Annotated in this window: 12 protein-coding genes and 1 tRNA gene; 1 reads left to right on the forward strand and 12 read right to left on the reverse strand. The window is 55.6% G+C overall.

The genetic code is table 11. The features are described 5' to 3' along the window. Window positions 1-40: 40 nt before the first annotated feature. From ACR0EL_RS11050 to ACR0EL_RS11100, 11 genes are all read right to left on the reverse strand, one after another. Window positions 41-1303, reverse strand: coding sequence for a substrate-binding periplasmic protein (locus ACR0EL_RS11050; protein WP_480499922.1), 1263 nt, complete (start codon window positions 1301-1303; stop codon window positions 41-43). 19 nt (window positions 1304-1322) lie between these two features. Continuing rightward, complete coding sequence (locus ACR0EL_RS11055) at window positions 1323-2108, reverse strand: PP2C family protein-serine/threonine phosphatase (RefSeq protein ID WP_170534935.1); 786 nt, start codon at window positions 2106-2108, stop codon at window positions 1323-1325. Window positions 2109-2111: 3 nt separating this feature from the next. After that, window positions 2112-3089, reverse strand: coding sequence for an FHA domain-containing protein (locus tag ACR0EL_RS11060; RefSeq protein ID WP_480499923.1), 978 nt, complete (start codon window positions 3087-3089; stop codon window positions 2112-2114). A gap of 210 nt (window positions 3090-3299) precedes the next feature. After that, window positions 3300-5477 carry a serine/threonine-protein kinase gene (locus tag ACR0EL_RS11065; protein ID WP_480499924.1) on the reverse strand — a complete coding sequence of 726 codons (2178 nt, stop codon included), beginning with the start codon at window positions 5475-5477 and terminating at the stop codon, window positions 3300-3302. 338 nt (window positions 5478-5815) lie between these two features. Next, entirely contained in the window at window positions 5816-7102 is a 1287-nt protein-coding gene (locus tag ACR0EL_RS11070; RefSeq protein ID WP_480499925.1) for a dynamin family protein, read from the reverse strand. Beyond that, the gene (locus ACR0EL_RS11075) at window positions 7099-9138 is read right to left on the reverse strand and encodes a dynamin family protein (protein WP_480499926.1); all 2040 of its coding nucleotides are present in this window, start codon (window positions 9136-9138) and stop codon (window positions 7099-7101) included. The genes ACR0EL_RS11070 and ACR0EL_RS11075 overlap by 4 nt, the downstream gene beginning before the upstream one ends. Before the next feature lie 61 nt (window positions 9139-9199). Continuing rightward, window positions 9200-10072: a hypothetical protein gene (locus tag ACR0EL_RS11080; RefSeq protein WP_480499927.1), complete on the reverse strand. Its 873-nt coding sequence runs from the start codon at window positions 10070-10072 to the stop codon at window positions 9200-9202. A gap of 23 nt (window positions 10073-10095) precedes the next feature. Further along, complete coding sequence (locus ACR0EL_RS11085; protein ID WP_480499928.1) at window positions 10096-10494, reverse strand: NUDIX hydrolase; 399 nt, start codon at window positions 10492-10494, stop codon at window positions 10096-10098. Between the two features lie 52 nt (window positions 10495-10546). Then, entirely contained in the window at window positions 10547-12292 is a 1746-nt protein-coding gene (locus ACR0EL_RS11090) for a dynamin family protein (protein ID WP_480499929.1), read from the reverse strand. An 8-nt stretch (window positions 12293-12300) separates the two neighbouring features. Beyond that, the gene (locus tag ACR0EL_RS11095; protein WP_480499930.1) at window positions 12301-14313 is read right to left on the reverse strand and encodes a dynamin family protein; all 2013 of its coding nucleotides are present in this window, start codon (window positions 14311-14313) and stop codon (window positions 12301-12303) included. A gap of 3 nt (window positions 14314-14316) precedes the next feature. Continuing rightward, window positions 14317-14730, reverse strand: a complete 414-nt coding sequence (locus ACR0EL_RS11100; protein ID WP_353011318.1) for a hypothetical protein — start codon at window positions 14728-14730, stop codon at window positions 14317-14319. A gap of 748 nt (window positions 14731-15478) precedes the next feature. Between ACR0EL_RS11100 and ACR0EL_RS11105 the strand changes: the two genes are divergently transcribed. Continuing rightward, window positions 15479-15563: transfer RNA gene (locus ACR0EL_RS11105), tRNA-Leu, on the forward strand. Between the two features lie 32 nt (window positions 15564-15595). Here ACR0EL_RS11105 and ACR0EL_RS11110 read toward each other — a convergent pair. Then, window positions 15596-17647: a dockerin type I domain-containing protein gene (locus ACR0EL_RS11110; protein WP_480499932.1), complete on the reverse strand. Its 2052-nt coding sequence runs from the start codon at window positions 17645-17647 to the stop codon at window positions 15596-15598. Window positions 17648-17787 lie beyond the last annotated feature (140 nt).

A 17787-nucleotide genomic window follows, 5' to 3' on the forward strand; every position in this document is an offset into this window, starting at 1 on the left:
CTTCCTCCAGACTTGTAGGTTTCTTAGGCCGTGCCGGGCCTTATCCATTTTCCATTTGATGTCGCAGAGCGGTCGACACGATATCGCGCCACTCTCCGGATTGCTGCATGATTGCCAGTCCCTGATTTAGCGTCTCGAGGATCGCTTCCCCATCAGGGTTATCTTTATGGGTCATGACGTTAAGCGACTTTACCGCCGCTAGGTTGGGGTTCTCGATAATGCGGTGCTGATATCCCAGACGCGAGATTGCCTCGTCCGCCAGATGGGCCTCGATGGCAACGATATCGGCGCGGCCTTCGATCACGGCGTGAAAGCAGTCATCGGGATCGACCGGGCGCAATAGGGTGATAACCGGTTCATACAGGCTGACAGCATCCATATGCGATAGCGACCAGCCTTCGGGGCGACAGATCGTTGTCCCGGCGAAATCCACATAGCTCAGTGTTTGCTCATATCCCGAGCCTTCGCGTGCGAAGAATGAATCCACAACCTCGTAGAACGGGTTCGAGAAGTTGTAGGTTTCGCACCGGTTCCGATCGCTTTCAGACAGGGCTTCTGCCTGTTCGCAATTTGGGCGGGACCACGGGAATGTGCCGTCGAATGCCAGCGTCGGCATCAACAGATCCAGATGCGAGGACCAGTCGTTAACGAACTGGATTTTGTAACCCTGTTCAGGCGCAGCGCGCAGCATCGCTGTTTCCACGAGGTGAGTGTATAGCCCGCGGTTTGGCAGCGATTCATCGGTGAAGGGCATGAAACCACCGCCCGTGATCAGCAGAAGCTGCCGGTCGCGGATCTCGGGCCGTTCACCGGTTTGTGCCTGACGGATCAATGCTGCACCTTCGGCGCGCGCAGCTTCAATCTCATCTTTAGCCGCAGCCTTTGCGGCAATTACTGCATCTTCACTGGCTTTTTGGGCTTCGGCTTCAGCGGCGGCCACCCGTGCCTCGGCTTCTGCAATCGCTTTTGCGGCACGTTCTTCCGCAGCTTTTACAAGCTCGGCCGCCATTTCAGTCGCCAGACGCCCTTCTTCGGTGTCCACAAGGACCGAGGTGCGGCCGATATCTTCAAGGCAGGGCATTGTCAGCACATCACCAACGCGGATGATGTTGGGGTTGGATCCGATTACATCACGGTTGGCATCATAGATGACGCGGAAATCCTCGGTCGAATAGACCTGAATGGACAACTCGCGCAGGCTGTCGCCGCGCTGGATTTCATAGGTTGAACACGCTTCTTGCGCCCAGGCCGCGCCGGTGGCAGCGGCAAGTGCAAGGCTTGATATGATAAGGTGCTTTCTCATGGTCTGGTTGCTTTGCCTGTTATGATTTGTTTGGTTTCGCGACCGCGATTGTCAGGTTGTCCTGATCGGGTTTTGCCTTGGCCAAAACGGCCTGTAGCAAGGCATCGGCGATCTCTTGCGCCAATGCGTTTTGGTGTTCAGCTAGTACATCCTGGATTTCGCTGTCCGTAAGGGTCTGCAACCCATCGCTGCCGAGGACAACGATGTCAGCCGCGGATAGGTTCAGCGGCTCTTCGGGGCAGTCGACCTTTGGGATTGCGCCGCCCATAACGACCGATGTCAGCTGATTTCGATCCGGATGCGCACGGGCCTGTTCTTCAGTCAGAGTCCCTTGCGCAACTTGTGCGTCAATCGCAGGTGCCATCGAATGATCTTCATTCATCTGCGATAGCGCGCCGTCCCGGAACAGATAGAACGGGCTGTCACCGATCGAAATCCAGTAGACGCGATGGCCCAGCAAGAGCACACCCAGAAGCGTTGAGCCCATGTTAAAGCCCAAGCCCTGTTCTTCGTTGTGGCTGGCAATGGATGCATTGGCCTGCATCGCAGCAAGCGGCAGCGCATCAACAAGTGAGCGTTCTGACAGCGTTTCGACATCCAACTCATCATCCAGCGCATCGCGCCAGGCATTGATCACCAGCTCCGAGGCAACCTCACCCGCCTCGTGACCGCCCATACCGTCGGCGACTGCAATATAGCCCGCGTCGACTGCATCGAAGGTCCGCGCGGCGACGGCATCTTCTTGCGAGTCGCGCTGACCCTGATTCAGGATCAGGGCAATGTCATATGCCGGAGTCGCCAACATCAGTTACGAATCCCTCCAGTCAAAGCCGTCATCGCAGAAGGCCATGAACCGGATCGAGGTTTCGCTGATGCGGATCAGATCACCGCTGGTCAGGGCGATGGTGCTGAGCACGGGTTTGCCGTTCAGGCGAACGAGGTTCGCCTTGCCACCATGACCCAGATAGCATTTACGATCTTCCGGATCGTAGGCGATCACGGCGTGATTTTCGCGAGAAATGCCTGTGTCGCCGAAATCAAGCTGGATCGCCTGATCATCATTCCGGCCGATCTGCATCAGCCCTTCGGTCAAGGCTACGCTTGCCCCGCGGCCAGGCCCCGCAGTGACGACCAACCAGCCAACCGGGAAGGTTTCCTGCGCGGTTTCCGTCTTGGTGACGGGCTCGGCAGATTCCATCATGTCCTGAACATGGGTATCGGCGCGCTCGAAACCCAGGAAGGTTGTTTTTACACGCGACCGGCGATCCGCGGCAGGCGCAGTGGCGGGTGTCGGTGCAGGCTCTGCAACCTCTTCCGCTGGCGCTGCGTCTTCGATTGACGCTGGTGGAGCCGGTTCTTCGGCCTCTGCGGTGGGTGCTTCGGGTGTCGCATCGACCACCTCCGCACTGTCCTCGGTGCCAAGGCGTAGCGTTACAACCGGATCGTCTTCGGCAGGGGCTTCTGGTGACAATTCGTCGTTCTGTGTGCCACTCTGATGGTCTTCTTGAAGCGGTTGCTCGACAGGTTCTTCGACCACGTCTTCAGGCGTTTCGACCGCAACCTCTTCGGCGAAGTCCGGCATCTTTTCTTCCGGCATCAACTCATCCGATTCCTCGTAAGTTTCGGATGTCGCGTTGCCGCCAGCCAGAGCTTGGCGCAGTGCGTTGAAATCGGCGATGGGTTCCGCAGTCTCCTCGGCAGGTGCCACGCTTTCGGCAGCGTCTTTTTCGTCTGTTTTGCCCGCGCCTTCTAGAAGCCGGCTCAGAGGGCTTTTGTATTTGAACATGGCGTCGACACCTTCATTTGAACGGCACACAACTTATGCGCCTTGGGACCACAACTTACCTCTGCGCGGTAGGCACATCGGCACTTATCATTTTGGAGAACCACTAGAACTTGTAACTCTCTGCGACGGTCCGGCTCCCGTCAAAATGGCCTTTTCATATGCCATCCTCAGCAAACACAACACTGGCAGATCACTTGGGAACCGGTCTGATCACTCCTGTGCAAGCTGCATCGTTACAGCTGTTTCGACCCCGCCGCGCAATACAGTGAAGCGCGCTATGGGTTTGTTTTCGGACACAAGCGCAGCAAGCGTTTCATCCAAGCTTTCTGCGGTATTCAGATTTGTTGCGGTTTGAGCTTCGCTCAGCAACACATCTCCGTCGCGTAGATCGCCCGCCGCATCTGAGGGCACGTTGGATACAACGGTTTGCCATCCATCCGCTCCATCGCTGCGCACTGTGAATTCATACCCATTCTGCAACCCGAGGGCACGGATCGCGGGCAGAGCCATCAGGCCATTCTGAACACGGGTTTCACCCCGCAGGCGATACCGTGCAGCGACGCGGATGTATCCGTCGGGATCAACACTGAAGCCGTCCAGAACCTGGCCCGCAAAAGATGCGTCGGAGCGGATTTGATCACCGTTCAGTGTGAACATCGTTGCGCCACGCTGGATCCAGTCACCAATAACCGACATGTCCTGTCCCGGATTTACGGCGGTTACAGCAAACGTGTCTCCGGTAGTCGCACGACGGCGCGAAACCGAGAACGGAATGTCAACATCCCAATGCGCGAAGGCAAGCTGATCCTCAGCAAGCACACCCGGAACCGTCGGCTCTGCCGAGGCCGAAACTTCGGCTGAAGCTTCAGGTTCAACGGTCGCCACCTCTGTGTCAGTCGCGTCAGCTGCGGTTGTAACCTCTTCTGCAACGTCGGTATTCGGTTCTGCGGCGGCTGCTTCTGTGGCAGCCGGTTCCGCAGGAACGGAGGTTGCCTGCTCGACAGGCGCCTCTGAAGTCTCTTCCACTGATGGCTCAGCGGTGGTTTCCGGTGCAACAACAGCGGTCTCCTCGACTTGCGTCTCGGGCTCAGCCACCGAGGCTGTTGCCGTCGTTTCGGGCGCCTTGTCGCCACCGGACATTACGAAATATCCACCCGCGGCAATGGCCAGGGTCACAACTGCTACACCTGCAAGCAGTTTGCCGTTGCCGCCCGACCCGCTTTGTACAACGGTATCCACGGCGACCGGAGCGTCTTCCTTTGAGGTAAACTTGGCCAGTTCGTCTTCTTTTTTGTCTTCATTGCCAAGTGCGATATCAGAATTGCCAGCCAGCAGCGCGGTCACGACGGCTTCGGCATTCTCGGTCTCTGCTTTGATCCGCTCTTTTTCTTCTTCTTTGTCCTTGCGATCCATGCCCACGATCACTGAAACCGGGCGATAGGCAAATGTGTCAAACATAACACCTGGACCACGGAACATCCGCAGCCAATCCAGGGCGGTTTGCAAACGATCCGTTGCGTGGACTTCCATCGCCTTATCGATCGCTTCCAAAAAGCCTTCGGGATAACCTTCAAACCGACCGGTCAGTGGTTCATAGGGGTCGTCCTGACCATTGTTGAATGCGCTCAGGCGAGACTGGCCGTCGACCGGGCGTTCTCCGCTAATCGCGTGGTAGAGCGTGGCGGCCAGAACGTAGAGATCACTGCTTGGGTCCTGCTCGGCCCCGCGTACGTAGAATTCATGCGGTGAATACCCGTCTTTGATCACCCGCAGGGTCAACAGGGCTGCGGATTTGTTTGCCGCTTGTTCGCGGGCCGCGCCAAAGTCGATCAGGACGGGATCACCGTTTTCGTCAATCAGGATGTTGTCGGGCGAAATATCCCGGTGCAGCATGCCGCTTTGGTGAATGAACGATACCGCCGACAGCATCTTTTCGGTCACCTGGACGATGAAGTCAGGGCCGCTTTCGGTGTCGGGATTTTCCATATAGTCCAGCAGGTCGCATCCACGGATCAGATCCATTGCGATGTAAGCTGTATCGTTGTCCTCGAAGACCTGATGCACATCGACAATGTTGGGGTGCACAAGGCGGGCATGGTTGCGGGCTTCCTGAATGAACAGGTCAATAATGGCGCGCAGGTCGTCTTTAAGTGCGGGATCGTTTGGTTCAACCAGGTCGCCATTGCGGCGACACAAGGCGCCCGGGAAGCACTCCTTGATCACCACATCCCGTTCAAGGCTATCCCGCGCAAGGTAGGTAATGCCAAACCCACCATTGCTGAGAAAGCGAAGGATTTCGTACTGTCCGCGCAAAAGCTTTGCGCCGGGTTCCAATCCTTCGATATGTGGTTCGTCGTGCGATGCACCGACTGCCTGGTTGTGGCTCATTTCAATCCGCCCGTTCTACACATTTTTGCGGTAAAACAACCGGGCAAACCGCCCGAAACTGACAACCTAAAACAACCGCAGGTCACTTGAGAACGGTTAGACGTTTCAAATTAGACTTTATTGGGGCCGCCCGATGGCTTCACTATGGATCGTTTCGGACGAATATCAACATATTGATTTCTTAGATGTTAAAGATCAACATATTGATTTTTAAGATCGTCAATCCAAAGCTTCTCACCCGGATTGGAGCGTTCTGGGCGACGATTCTGAAACTGTTAAGAATCGGATTTGGGCGACAACGAATCGCTGCGATGCAGCTCAATCTTCGCGGGAGTAGTTTAGGTGCCGGTTTTTGTCTGCGCAGTGACTACAGTGCTACCTGCCCAGGCTAGGTTGTCACTCAACTGAGCCAGAATGCTGATGGCATCTTTCAGCGGTGCGTCGCCACTTTCGAATTGCAGCAACAATAGAAGGTCAGTGGCCTTCTCGAATTCAGCCGGGATCCAGTCGGCCTCGGGGTCGATTTCGCCGCCCTGTTCCAGACGCTCGGCAAAATCCTCGACAATTTCCTGGCAGCTTTGCAGGAACGTCGCTGGTTCCATATCCGCGTTTTCTCGCAGATCCTCATAGATGCTCGCGATTGCGGCAAGCCAGTCTTCTAGGATGGGATTGTTCAACGGGGGTAGAGCCGCGCCCAAGGTCGATTGCATATCCGCGTTTTCTGTTCCGGATGCTTTCGGTTCAGGCTCTTTCAGAGCTTCAAGGAAAGGCAGCAACTCTTGTTCGATATCTTTTCGCGCGGCGTCCAGATCGCTTTGACGACGGCTTGACGCAACTTCCAGCACGTGTTCAGCCAGCGTTTGGCCGCCACAGGTTTCCCACAGAGCAAAGTCCGGTTCGGGCTCTTGCGCCATGGCCCGAACAGCCACGGGCGTGCCTATCGGGACAACAGCATGGAACATCCCGTCTTTTTCTTTTTTCAAACGTGCCAGAACACGGTCGATAGCCTCTTCAACAGGCGGCAAGTCTGCATGGGTCACCGCAAGAAGGCTATTCTGGCGCAGCTCAGCGGGCACTTGCGCCCACAAATGCCGTTCAGTTTCGCGCCAGGCGTTTGTGCCGTTGGTGCACCAGATCGCACAATCCACGAATTTGAGCAGGTCAAGCGTCTGTTTATATGTATCGTCCAGCGCCCCCGATCCAGGCAGATCGAACAGCGAGATTTCTTTGAGCGCTTGGGTATTCAATCCAACCGAGATGAAATCGGGCTCATCAGCGGCTGCCTTTTCCAATGCGATACCCGAGTAGGTCTTGGGCTCTTTGTTCCACCAGCCCACTGTTGTTTCGGGCGTTTCGGCATAAGCAACTATGACCAAAGGTAATTTTAGATGTTGTGGGCCAGTGGGCAGGATGTCTGCACCGGCCAGCATATTGGCAAGGCTGGATTTGCCTGCGCCAAATTCCCCTGCGAAACCGATGTTCACCGCGTTCGACAGACGTTCGGCATGGGCTAAGGCGCGCGCGCGCAGATCCTCCAGCGCGGCGTCCGCCTCCATCTTCTCTGTCGCGGTCAGGAAGCGTTCGAGTTGACGCACTTCCTGCTCGGTCCCTGGAAATTCAATCATTCAGCAGCCTCTGCCAGTCTGTCTTCCTGATGTCCGGTGCCGAAGATTGCCCCTAGATCATCACTGATACGGCGTGCACGGTCGAGCGCGTCCTGTGCTATCGCCTTTGCGTTGGTATCGTCTGTCCCGGCGCGATGCTGCAGATGCCCAGCCAGCAAGGCCAGATAATGATCCAACACGGTGTTCAGCCGCTCCAGCAAATCATCACGCGCAGTGTCGATCAGATCGTCACCCATCAGCTCGAATTCCTGCGTGATCATCCGTTCCGCGCGCGAGACAACGCTGTTGCGCGAGATCAGCCTCGACAACCAGTTTACACGCAGTTCGACCGTGATGCCACGGGTTAGCGCCGTAGTGTCCGGGCGGAACCAGCGCACGGCACTGGTGTTCATGCGATTGTCGACGGGTTCCTGCCAGCCGGGTAGGGCCCGCAACGCCGCGTTGCTTTGCATATCAATTGTGTAAAGTTCGCTCAGAACCCGTTGCCGTACCACTTGTGAGGCACCTTGAACCAGTTCCCGCATGCGATCCCGCAGCGGCGTGAAGTTCAGTTCTGTATCCCCTTTGGCCAGCAAGGGAGACTTTCCTTCAGGACCGCGCACAACAGCCGAGACGGCCTCGGAAACGGTGTCATCCATCACCCCACGCAGATTGGACAAGACCTCGTCCATTTCATGGGTAATAGTCTGTTTCTTCTCGGCAATCAGTGCGCGCAGATCCTCAAGCGTCTTGTCGTTTTTCTCGACGCTGACGGCCGTTTCTTCTGCATCCGCCTCAAGGACGCGCAGATCAGCCTGCGACCGTTCCAGTTCGGCCTGGGCAAAGCTGTTCAGGTGTTGCCAGGCCATGCGCAATTGTTCGTCATGTGGCCCGTCAATCAGGGCTTGCGTTACATGACGGCGCAGGTCAGGCAAGCCTGAGGCGATCATGGCGGCGAACCGCAGCACCGCCTCGCGGCTGATCGGGCCGGGGCCCTGCTTAATTTCTTTCACACCGTCCAGATACTGCCGCATCTGTTCCGGATGCGCCCGCAGCCAGGACAAAACATGGTCGTGATTCACACCTGTTTCATCACCCGTCAGCGCATAATGCGCCCATTGCGCACTGCCCATTAGCACATCGATATTCGAGTTGCCCAGCGCCTGTTCCAACCCATTCAGAACATCGGCGCGCACTTTTGTCGCGTCCTCTGCGCCATCGCTGAGTTCGTCTACGCGGTTGATGAAAACCACGATCTGTCCAAGCTCGAGCGCCTGCATCAGCCGGAACAGTTTCAGGTCAGCACGAGAAAGCGCCTGATGCGCCGACAGAACCACCACAAAGAAATCGGATTCTTTCAGGTACTGACGCGAGATTTCTTCGCGGATCAACAGAGGGTCGTTAACGCCGGGCGTGTCTGTCACTGTCAGTGGGAATGGGAAATGGCCGATGTCAAAATAGACCTCCGCCTTGCGGGTGATGTCGCTATACAGCCCCCGGTCGCTTCCGGGATCCAACGGGCCATCTTCGGTTGGGTCGTCGCCGGCACAGACATAGCGGGCCAGATCGTCCGAATTCAGCTGTTCCAGATCGTGATGCTGCCCCAGCAATTGTTCATAACTGTCGCCCAGACGCCGCTGCGCGCGAGTTTTCATCGCCTCGACCTGCTCTTCGATCATCTCGCGCTTATAGCTGTCCTCGTCATCAGGGAACATATTGCGCAACTCTTCACCTTCGGCGATCAGCGACTGCCATTGGTGGTTGTCGAAGAAATGAAACTCTGCCCCTTCGGTCCGCCCCGAAGGATGCCCGAAATGCATGTCGGTGATCACCGTTGTCCACGGGTTCACATCGGATGGCAGGTATTCTGCCTGACCGGTGAAGCCATTGATAAGGCGGGATTTGCCGGCCTTGATCTGCCCGACAAAGGCAATGGATGGTTTCAGATTTGAAAGATCGCCGACAATGCGCGAGATGAACTGACGGGTTTCGTCATTGCTCGTCTCATTCATGTCCTCGGCTATGCGGATTAACTCACGACGATTGGACTCACTCATACTGGGTATCCTAACAACTCTCTACTCAAACAATTCGGTGGTTTAACAACATAGAAGGCAGTCATTCTTCTGCCTCCTGCAACGTGGTCCACAAGTTGACCACGGCCCCCAGTTTGCGCGCCTCGTGTACAGCGAAGGCGATGTTTTGACCGTCATTTACAACGGCCAGTCCTGCGCCCTTTCCACCGGAAGGGCGCATTACGATCAGTTGGGGCAAGCCCAACCCTGTCTTTGTATCTTTGTCCCAGCCAGCCAGATCGGCTGCAAAGCGAGCCAGCAAATCTTGACTGGGATGCAGTTTGGCATCTGGCGCGCAATCCTCAGCGGCCTGTGCCAAGGTCCCATCCTGTGCAGCAGCCAGAACGCGCCCCTGTGCAAAGCGATCTGCCCCGTCAAAGAACGCTTGTGCCAGCGAAGCATTGGCATCGGTAATTGGCTCGATTTCGGGTGTTTCCGGCGCAGGCTCTTGTGTTTCCGGCACAACTGAAATTGTGGGTTCAGCGGTCAGTTCAATTGCGGCACATGCGGTTCTGATCTCACGCAGGGTGACACCCACGTCATCCGCTTCAAGCACGTTGTCGGGCTTCAGAGATAGCAGTTCTAGCGGGGCAGGGGCCGAGGCGATATCAGAGACAAGCTGTGCCAGATTGTCGATCAATTCCTCGCGCGGGGCAGTTTCGAAATCCGGGACGGGACCGGATACAACGCGAAACACATCCGTCACGCGTGAGCTGTTCACTTCAAGCGCCAGACAATCCCCATTGGCTGCAGTGAATTCCAGTCGACGCGGCAATATCGTATTGCGGATCACACGCAGGACCTCGGTCCGACGTAACTCGGGCGTGTCGCCCGCAATCATCACAACCGGAGACAACCGAGCGACAGATTTGCGCCCGATTTCATCAAGCATCTCGAGTATGTCTGTATCCATCATACCGTGACCCTCATTGCTCTGGTTCAGACCGCAGCCGTAATCGACGTAAGGCTAAGGTGTGATTTAGTGAGGGCAAGACCCACATTCGCGCTGTTGCGGCAGACATAGCAGACCACGTGATCGGGAAATTCACGCGTGCGCAGAAAGATGTTCAATCGGTCGTTTGAAAACACCGCGATCTCGCCGAACCCATCAGCGTCAGAGTCTGCATCCGCTTCGCGCAACAACGCTTCGAAGGCGGAAACGCCGCGCCCCTGGAATAGGTTGGCCACTGCGATGGCCAGTTCATCCAGATCAGCCGCGTCGTCTGACTCTTTGATGCAGGTTCCCAGCAACATCCCCGTTTCCATGTCGATATACCCGGCTGCAAGGCAGTCGGGTATTGTTTCAATAGCGGCGTTCAACGCATCATGTATCGACATGTAACTAACTGTTTTATTTTGCTAATAACCGGTTATCCGGATCTGGTTTCGATTACAAGACATGCCATTCCATCCCGCTGTTTTCGTTGGACTTTGGGATCGAACGCAACCCTTCGTTGGTCTGTTTTTCACTATGCTCGGAAGATATCTGATCGAATTCCTTGAGGAATGCATGGAACACTCTCATCAACTCGCGCGGGTCATCAGGCAGAACTTCGTTTTTGGTGACTTCAGTCCACATCGCCAAAGCGCTTAGCGAAGTGCCGGGACGATCTTCTGAAAGCGCTTCCAGCTCAACAACTTGCGGCTCGGCGGTTTCTTGAGGGACAGTCGCAGAAGACAGTTCGACCAACCCGTGTGTTTCGGGCTCGGGTTCATACTCATCTGACGCTACCTCGTGTTGCTCAGCCATCAATGCTGCGATGGAAGAGGTCGTTGCCTCGCTTACGTCACCGTCGGCTTCCGGCAGTTCAACTTCAGCATCCTCAGATGTTTCTTGCGTCTCATGGAGTGCAGTGCTCAGTGATGTAAGCACATCGTCAGAATGAGGTTCGTCTATTGAATCTGACGATCCAACCTCAGCATCCGAGACGATAAGGATGTTTTCGACCTCATCATCAGTGTCTTCATCCTCTAGAAGGTCGTATTCATTGATCTCAGATGTCTGATCCGAAACCGCATCAAATTCCATGGGATTTTTGGCGGTATCCCGGAAATACGCGCGCAGTTCGTCCTCTTTTGTTTCTGAATCCTGAGAGAGGGCTTCAGATTCGGGTGCCATCTCGGCCCGCAAACGATCTGCTTCGGCAGAGTCGATACGGGGGCGCTCGTCCTCATCAGCACGTCTTTCAACGCGCGCTGGACGGACCGGGAAACTGGTGACCACAGAGGCGTCGCCGTCCGATTCTTCTACGGGATTTACCAGTTTGAGCGGTGCCGGTGTCTCGGCATCTGGTCGGGTCGCAGTGGGGGACTCGGTGTTTCTTGAAGGCCGCAACGGCTGAACCTTAGGCCCGTCTGAAAGACCTTTGTCGATCTGATACCGAGCAAGTTGATCTGCTCGCCTATCCATGATGTTTTCGGTGATTTCCAGGAAGCTATCTATCATCTTACCGCCACCGCTGCGCGACCACATCTCGGCATCACCGGTCTTGTCGCGGGCCTCAATCGCATCGCGGGCCGAAAACAAGATCGAGCGATTAAACAGATGACCGGCTTCGCGGTTCACGCGACGCAGCACCTTTTGCCGGTCTTTCTGACCCAGCGCATCAGCTCGGGTGACCAGCAGCAAAGAGTTGTGTTGCAGCCGTTCCGGCAAAGAGACCCAGGTTGCACGCTCGGTTTCACGCCAGGCTTGCGTCGCATGGGTACACCACAAAACGCCATTGGCCTGACCAACTGCGCGTTGCCAGACATCGGTCGATATTTTCGGATCGGAAATACCCGGTGTATCGATGAGATCGACCGCTTCTAGAATATCCGCTTCCAGAAAAATGCGAATGAACTGAGCATCATTCACACCTACTGTTTCAAGCTGGTCCAAATCAATTAGATCTTTGCTGCCATCATGGCGCTTCACATAGGCTGACTGATTGCCCCAGCTGAACCAGACGGGCGGCAATTGCGTGGCTGTAACCTGCGTTGGCAGCGTGTGGGTGCGCAACAGAAAGTTCATCAGGGTGGATTTTCCGGCGCTGAATTCACCCATAAGGGCAAAAACGGGCTTCCGGCGTGACCATTGCTCGATACGCTCCCATGCCTTGGGGGAAACGAAACGGTTCTGTGTGTCTTTTGCCATTTTTCTTCTCACGCCGCTTCGTTGCTAAGGTTTTTCAGGATGTCGCCCAGAATCTCGTCGCGCGACTTCTGCAACTGCAGGTTCGCCGCCAAAGCGGGGGCCTGTTTGTTGCCATTCTCCGCTGAGGCTGAAATATTCAGCAGCGTCTCTTTCTGCTCGCGCATGAAATCGGTCAGCCCGGCTCGGACGTTTTCCAGAACCGCTGCGATCTGATTTTCTTCGATATCCTTGGTGATCGAATTCGCTTCGGATGCGATCAATCTTGTGTAGTCAGCCGCATAGGCTTCGAAGCCTTTGCGTTTTTGCCACCACCTGCGCCACCAAGTGCTTTGTAGGTCCAGCGCAATGGTGCGTCCGATCCCCAAAGGCGGCGGGACACGAGGAACAATGGGAGCTTCGATGCTGAATTCGCCGAGATGGTTGCCCAACAGCTTATGATAGAGTGCTTCCACATCCGCTGCAGCAGTAGCATAGAGTGCACCCGCCTCTTTCTTCATCGACCGGGCAAAACTGAAATAGGCTGCCTTTTGGAGGGTTCGCAAACCCGCCGGATCATAGTGCCAAGTGCCCTCTTCGCCGTTCTCTTCGAGATGAGCAATCAACGAGTCGGTGGCGCGTTTGACAAAGTTTGCCTCGGCTGAATTCAAACGCTCGATCACTTTGTCGCGCAGCGCAGCCGTCAGTTCGGCGGCCTTCTTCTCGTATTCGTCTGAAACAGTCGAAATCGCTTCTTCCGGCGATGCGCCGCCCAGATCGCGGACAACACCTTCGTTGCCAGATAGGGTTTTGGCAACGGCCGTTGCACGAATCTGGCTTGCAATATTGCGGGCACGGTGGCGGACGCGGTCTATTAAGCGCGCCCCTGCGCCATCTGCGATCCGTTCGTTCATCGCCAGCAGCAAATCAGGAAGCCCGGACAGCGCCCAGATTTTATCTAAAGATGCCGCCTGATCGCCAAAGCCAGCGGCCAGATAGAAGGTGTTCAGCACCTTGCGGGATTCATCGGTCAGGATGTCTGGATTGCCAGTCAATGCGGCCTCGGCCCACAGGGCACTGCCAAACACGATGCTGGTATTTGCATCGATATTGTTCTGCTTCAGGGTTTCCTGGATGCGGTCGCGTATTTCTGGGACCTGATTGACCGGATCAGCCAGTTCATCAATCCGGTTCACGAATAAAACGATCTGCCGGTTTTCGAACTGCGCGATGATCCGCATCAGCGCCATATCCATCGTGGTCAGCGCCTGGCTTGCCGCCAGAACAACGACACAGACCTCGGAGCCCCGCAGACTGCGCAGGGTGATCTGCTCACGCACCATGAAGGTATCGTTCACACCAGGTGTGTCACACAGCTTAAGCGAGATCGGATATTGCGGAATATCCATGTACAGTTCCGCGGATTTCGTTACATCCGCAAAACGGCCGGTCTTGGGATCGATATCCGGATCGTCTTCGTCGCCCAGACAGACATAGCGCTGAATCAGCTCTTCATCGAAATAGTCATATTGGTGGCTTTGTCCCAGGATCAGATCGAAATGCTTACCTAACCGTTCTTCTGATTTGGCTTTCATTTCAGCGACCTGACGGCGGATGTCTTCCATCTCATCATCTGCGCCGGCGCGATTGGCCAATTCACCAAGGCGTCCACCGCCAACCATCAGGTTGTCCCATTCTTCTTGCTCGAAGAAGGTGAACTTGGACCGCGTATCGCCGGGTGTCCGGGTGTTGATGTTCAGCGTGGTCACAACCGAGGTCCACGGGTTCACATCCGAGGGCAACAGGGCAGGGCGAGCGGCCAGGATATTCACCAGCGAGGATTTACCCGCTTTGACCTGTCCAACCATGGTGATGCTTGCAGAAAAGTTCTCGATCCGCGTTTTCAGCGTCGCAAGCCGGGCCGTTGACCGCGCATCGGCCACTTCTGTCAATTGGTCGATCTGAGTCGTTAATGACGACATTGCCGACGTCATCGGGGCAAGCGCCTCGTTTCCGACAGACAAAAGGTGGTCGTTACGCGCCATGTGTTAGCCTCCGGTGCCAGTCGCAGCGATTTGCTGGGCCGGCGAAACGCAGCCTGCGGGCATGTTGGTCAGGGTGTCGATACGGGCGATCAGATCCAGAGCATTACCCAGAATTTCTGCCTCGTCCCGAGGTGAGATGGTTTCATATGCGTGGGAATCAGCCAGCACCTCAATTGCGCTGAAGCGATCACCATTTTCGAGGCAGGCCAAACGCCGGCCAGTTGGAAACCCGTCCGATTTCGCTGCGGGCAGGGGCATACGTGCGTTTGCCAGCAGGTAATGTTCACCCGAGTGGGTGCGAAGAGAGATACCAAAGCCTGTATCAGGATAATCCCGGTTCAAAGACTTCAGCTCACCTATGAAGCTTTCGCGAGCGAAGAAGACGGCCTCTTGCTCGGCAGCGGCGGAGTTGTTCATGCTGGTCACATCAAAGACCCTTGTTACTGGAGTTGAGCGGAAGACTCGTACAGGTGCCAAAACGGCGAAAAAGGACTCATTAACTCCTTGGACCAAGAAGCCCGGCCAAGGCGGTGTTATTTTGACGCGAATAAGATATTTTGGTGCTTGAATTGTGGCGTAAATATGAAGTGGCGCGCATAGGAATGCCTCAACCTTGAGGTGTATGGTTAACAGGTGCGCAGTGTTTTTGGATTTGAAGATAGAGCGAGTGCCGCATTGAACGCTTTTGACAGACAGTTCGTTGCGGTTTTTGAGATCGCGTTAACGCTTTGTATTTGTAGCGCTAGTTCCGGTACGGCTGGTGCTGTTCTGTGAGCGATCTGGATTTTTGCCAATGGCGCAATTGCAGAAAGGGTCGAACTGACAAAGCCAGCTCGACACGTTTTGAACTTCGCAGTCTAACCGATACAACGTAAGCGCGTTTTTCTTGGCGACTGAGAAATCTCTGTCTGATCGAGCGAGTTGGTACCCAAGATCCGGGTTTCGGATCGTGTAAGCCTAAGTCCGACAAATCAGCCTTCCTGAACCCATATGATGTGAGCCGCGACATCCCAAGGCTGGTGTTTTTCTGACGATTCTGCCCAAGGGTATGGAAATCGCGCGGGACCTCTAGATTAAATTCTTGGGTCGGGGTGAATTTTACCTCTCGCGTCCCGGATAAAGCTTTGTTATGGAGCGCTCCAGTCCGGCACATAGGTGCTCGGTTGCGGGTGTGGCGAAATTGGTAGACGCACCAGATTTAGGTTCTGGCGCCGCAAGGCGTGGGGGTTCAAGTCCCTCCACCCGCACCACTGATATTTAACATAATCATCATTATGAGTATTTATACGGCCTCGAGGTTGCCCAGCAGAATGGATGTCATGTCCGCTTCGATCACGCCGTCGATTGCGACAACATCTATTCCCGTATCATAATCAACATTGGACGCGGTGACCCCTGACAAATCTGCGTTAGCGTCGAGAAAAACCCATTTGGCTTCATGCGTGGGCGTCTGCCCAACCGCTACTTGCAAGATCGCCAGTGCGTCCAGTGCGTTGATTGTACCGTCTTGAGTGATGTCCGCAGCGATGAGGTTTTCCGGTGCAGCGGGCCCGAAAGTCGGGTCCAACCCAACCGCGATCCGCAACACTTGCAGTGCGTCAAGTGCAGTGATCTCGGCACTTGCCGTCGAATAGGATTTGGTGACGTCTAGATGTCCGGAGTAAGTCCCCGAGGGCAGGCCGAGATCGAAATTTCCGTCTTCGTCTGCGGTTGTGGTAATCGGGCTGTTTCCGTCAGGTGTGAATTGAATTTCAGCATCCCCTAGGCCCGGATTTCCGGTCTCGGAGCTGATCGAGATATCGCCTTGAATCCCACCTGAGCTGGGTGGTTCGGACACACCAAGATCACTGAAATCAACGGGGATATGGTCGGGTCCGCCAAAGCCTGCGCCAAAGATTTCGGTGTTGGTCAGCGGCCCTCCGGTCGCAGAGGTGATGTGGATGACTTCGCCTCGATAGGTGATATCCGCACCGTCTGCCGTGCTGGTAACGGTCAGCTGGGTCGGCGATCGCAGCAGCAGGTAGTCAAACAGATCAAGCCGGTCTGTTCCCGCCTCAAAATCTGTGATGGTTGTAACCCCGCTGCCAGATTGCATAACGAATATATCCGCCCCTGCCCCACCCGTCATCGTGGTGGCTCCTGCCCCCGCAATCAGGATGTCATCCCCTGCCCCGCCCAGCAGGTTTGAGTTCAACACGCCGCCGCTGAGCATGTCATCCAAAACAGTGCCTGTGACGGTGCCGAAGCCTTCCCGGACATCCCCCAAATCTGCAAGGTCGACGGTCAGAAGGTTCACCCCTGTATCAATCTGGCTGGTCGCCAAAATCTGCAGCTCATCCCCGATTTGGGCCACGCTCAGGTTTTCGACATTTTGCAACCCGCTCAGCACCGTGTCCGCGAAACTGTCCATATGGATAAGTTGTCCGTTTGGGCTCATGGTAAAAAGCGTGATGCCATCATCGCCACCGCCGGCGACCACAAAGACCCGCCCATCGACTTCGATTACCGCGATATCCTGCACGTCTTGGAACCGGGTGTCCAACGTATCCAGCAGGTGATCGGACGGCGAAAGTGTACCATCACTGTTCACCCGCATAACGCTGAGCGAGTTGCTGCCCGATCCGGCCACCACGATCCAGGATTCGCCATACGCCTCGACAGTTTCAACCGCAGTTGGTGTCGAAATGCCAAGGGTTGCGATGGCGTCGCTATTGTCGACCGCGCTGAGCGTCCCGTTCGCCGGATCGATGCGATACACGGTGATGCCATTGCTTATTGCATCTGTTCCAACAATAAACTGCCCGGCATCAGCCTGAATTGCCTGCATCGAATCGGCTGTTCCGGTGATGAGCCCGGCTGGCGACAAGCTGCCGTCACCGTTGACGATGTAGGTTCCGATTTGGCCGGTATCTTCATGCGCAAGCGCCAGATAGTTGGTCGATGCGACAGAAAACTGGGTCACGGCAGACAGATCGCCACCGCCGCTCAACGTTCCGGTTTCCTGCAAATCTCCGACCGTGCCGTCGGTGTTCAGATCATAACTGACAAGTCCAGTGGCCGTATCGATATCAAGTACCAGATGATCTGTGCCCGCCAGCGAAACAGGCGTTCCCGTGCCGCCCACCTGAAACATGATCGACCCGCTGTAATACTGGGTATCCACCAGTTGCGGGATTGCGCCGTCAACCAGCCTCCATACCGCAATGCCCCCGGTCGGGCCGGTCAATGTGTAGAGATACGTGTCCCCGTTAAACGTTTTTAAAGCCGTATCGCCGATACCTGAATCGAGCGCCGTGCTTCCCGTTGCAACCAATGTTTCGAATTGCAGCATCATAGTCATCACCCCGCCGCCACCCCTGGCGTTGAGAACAAAGATGATCCGATGCCCAGACCGAAACCTTAGCAAGAATGTGTTGAAAACGAGGAGTTCGGTTTGAGTTTAGTTCAATTTTTTCGGGTCCGATCGCCGACGCA

This window comes from Ruegeria sp. AH12, assembly GCF_056541465.1.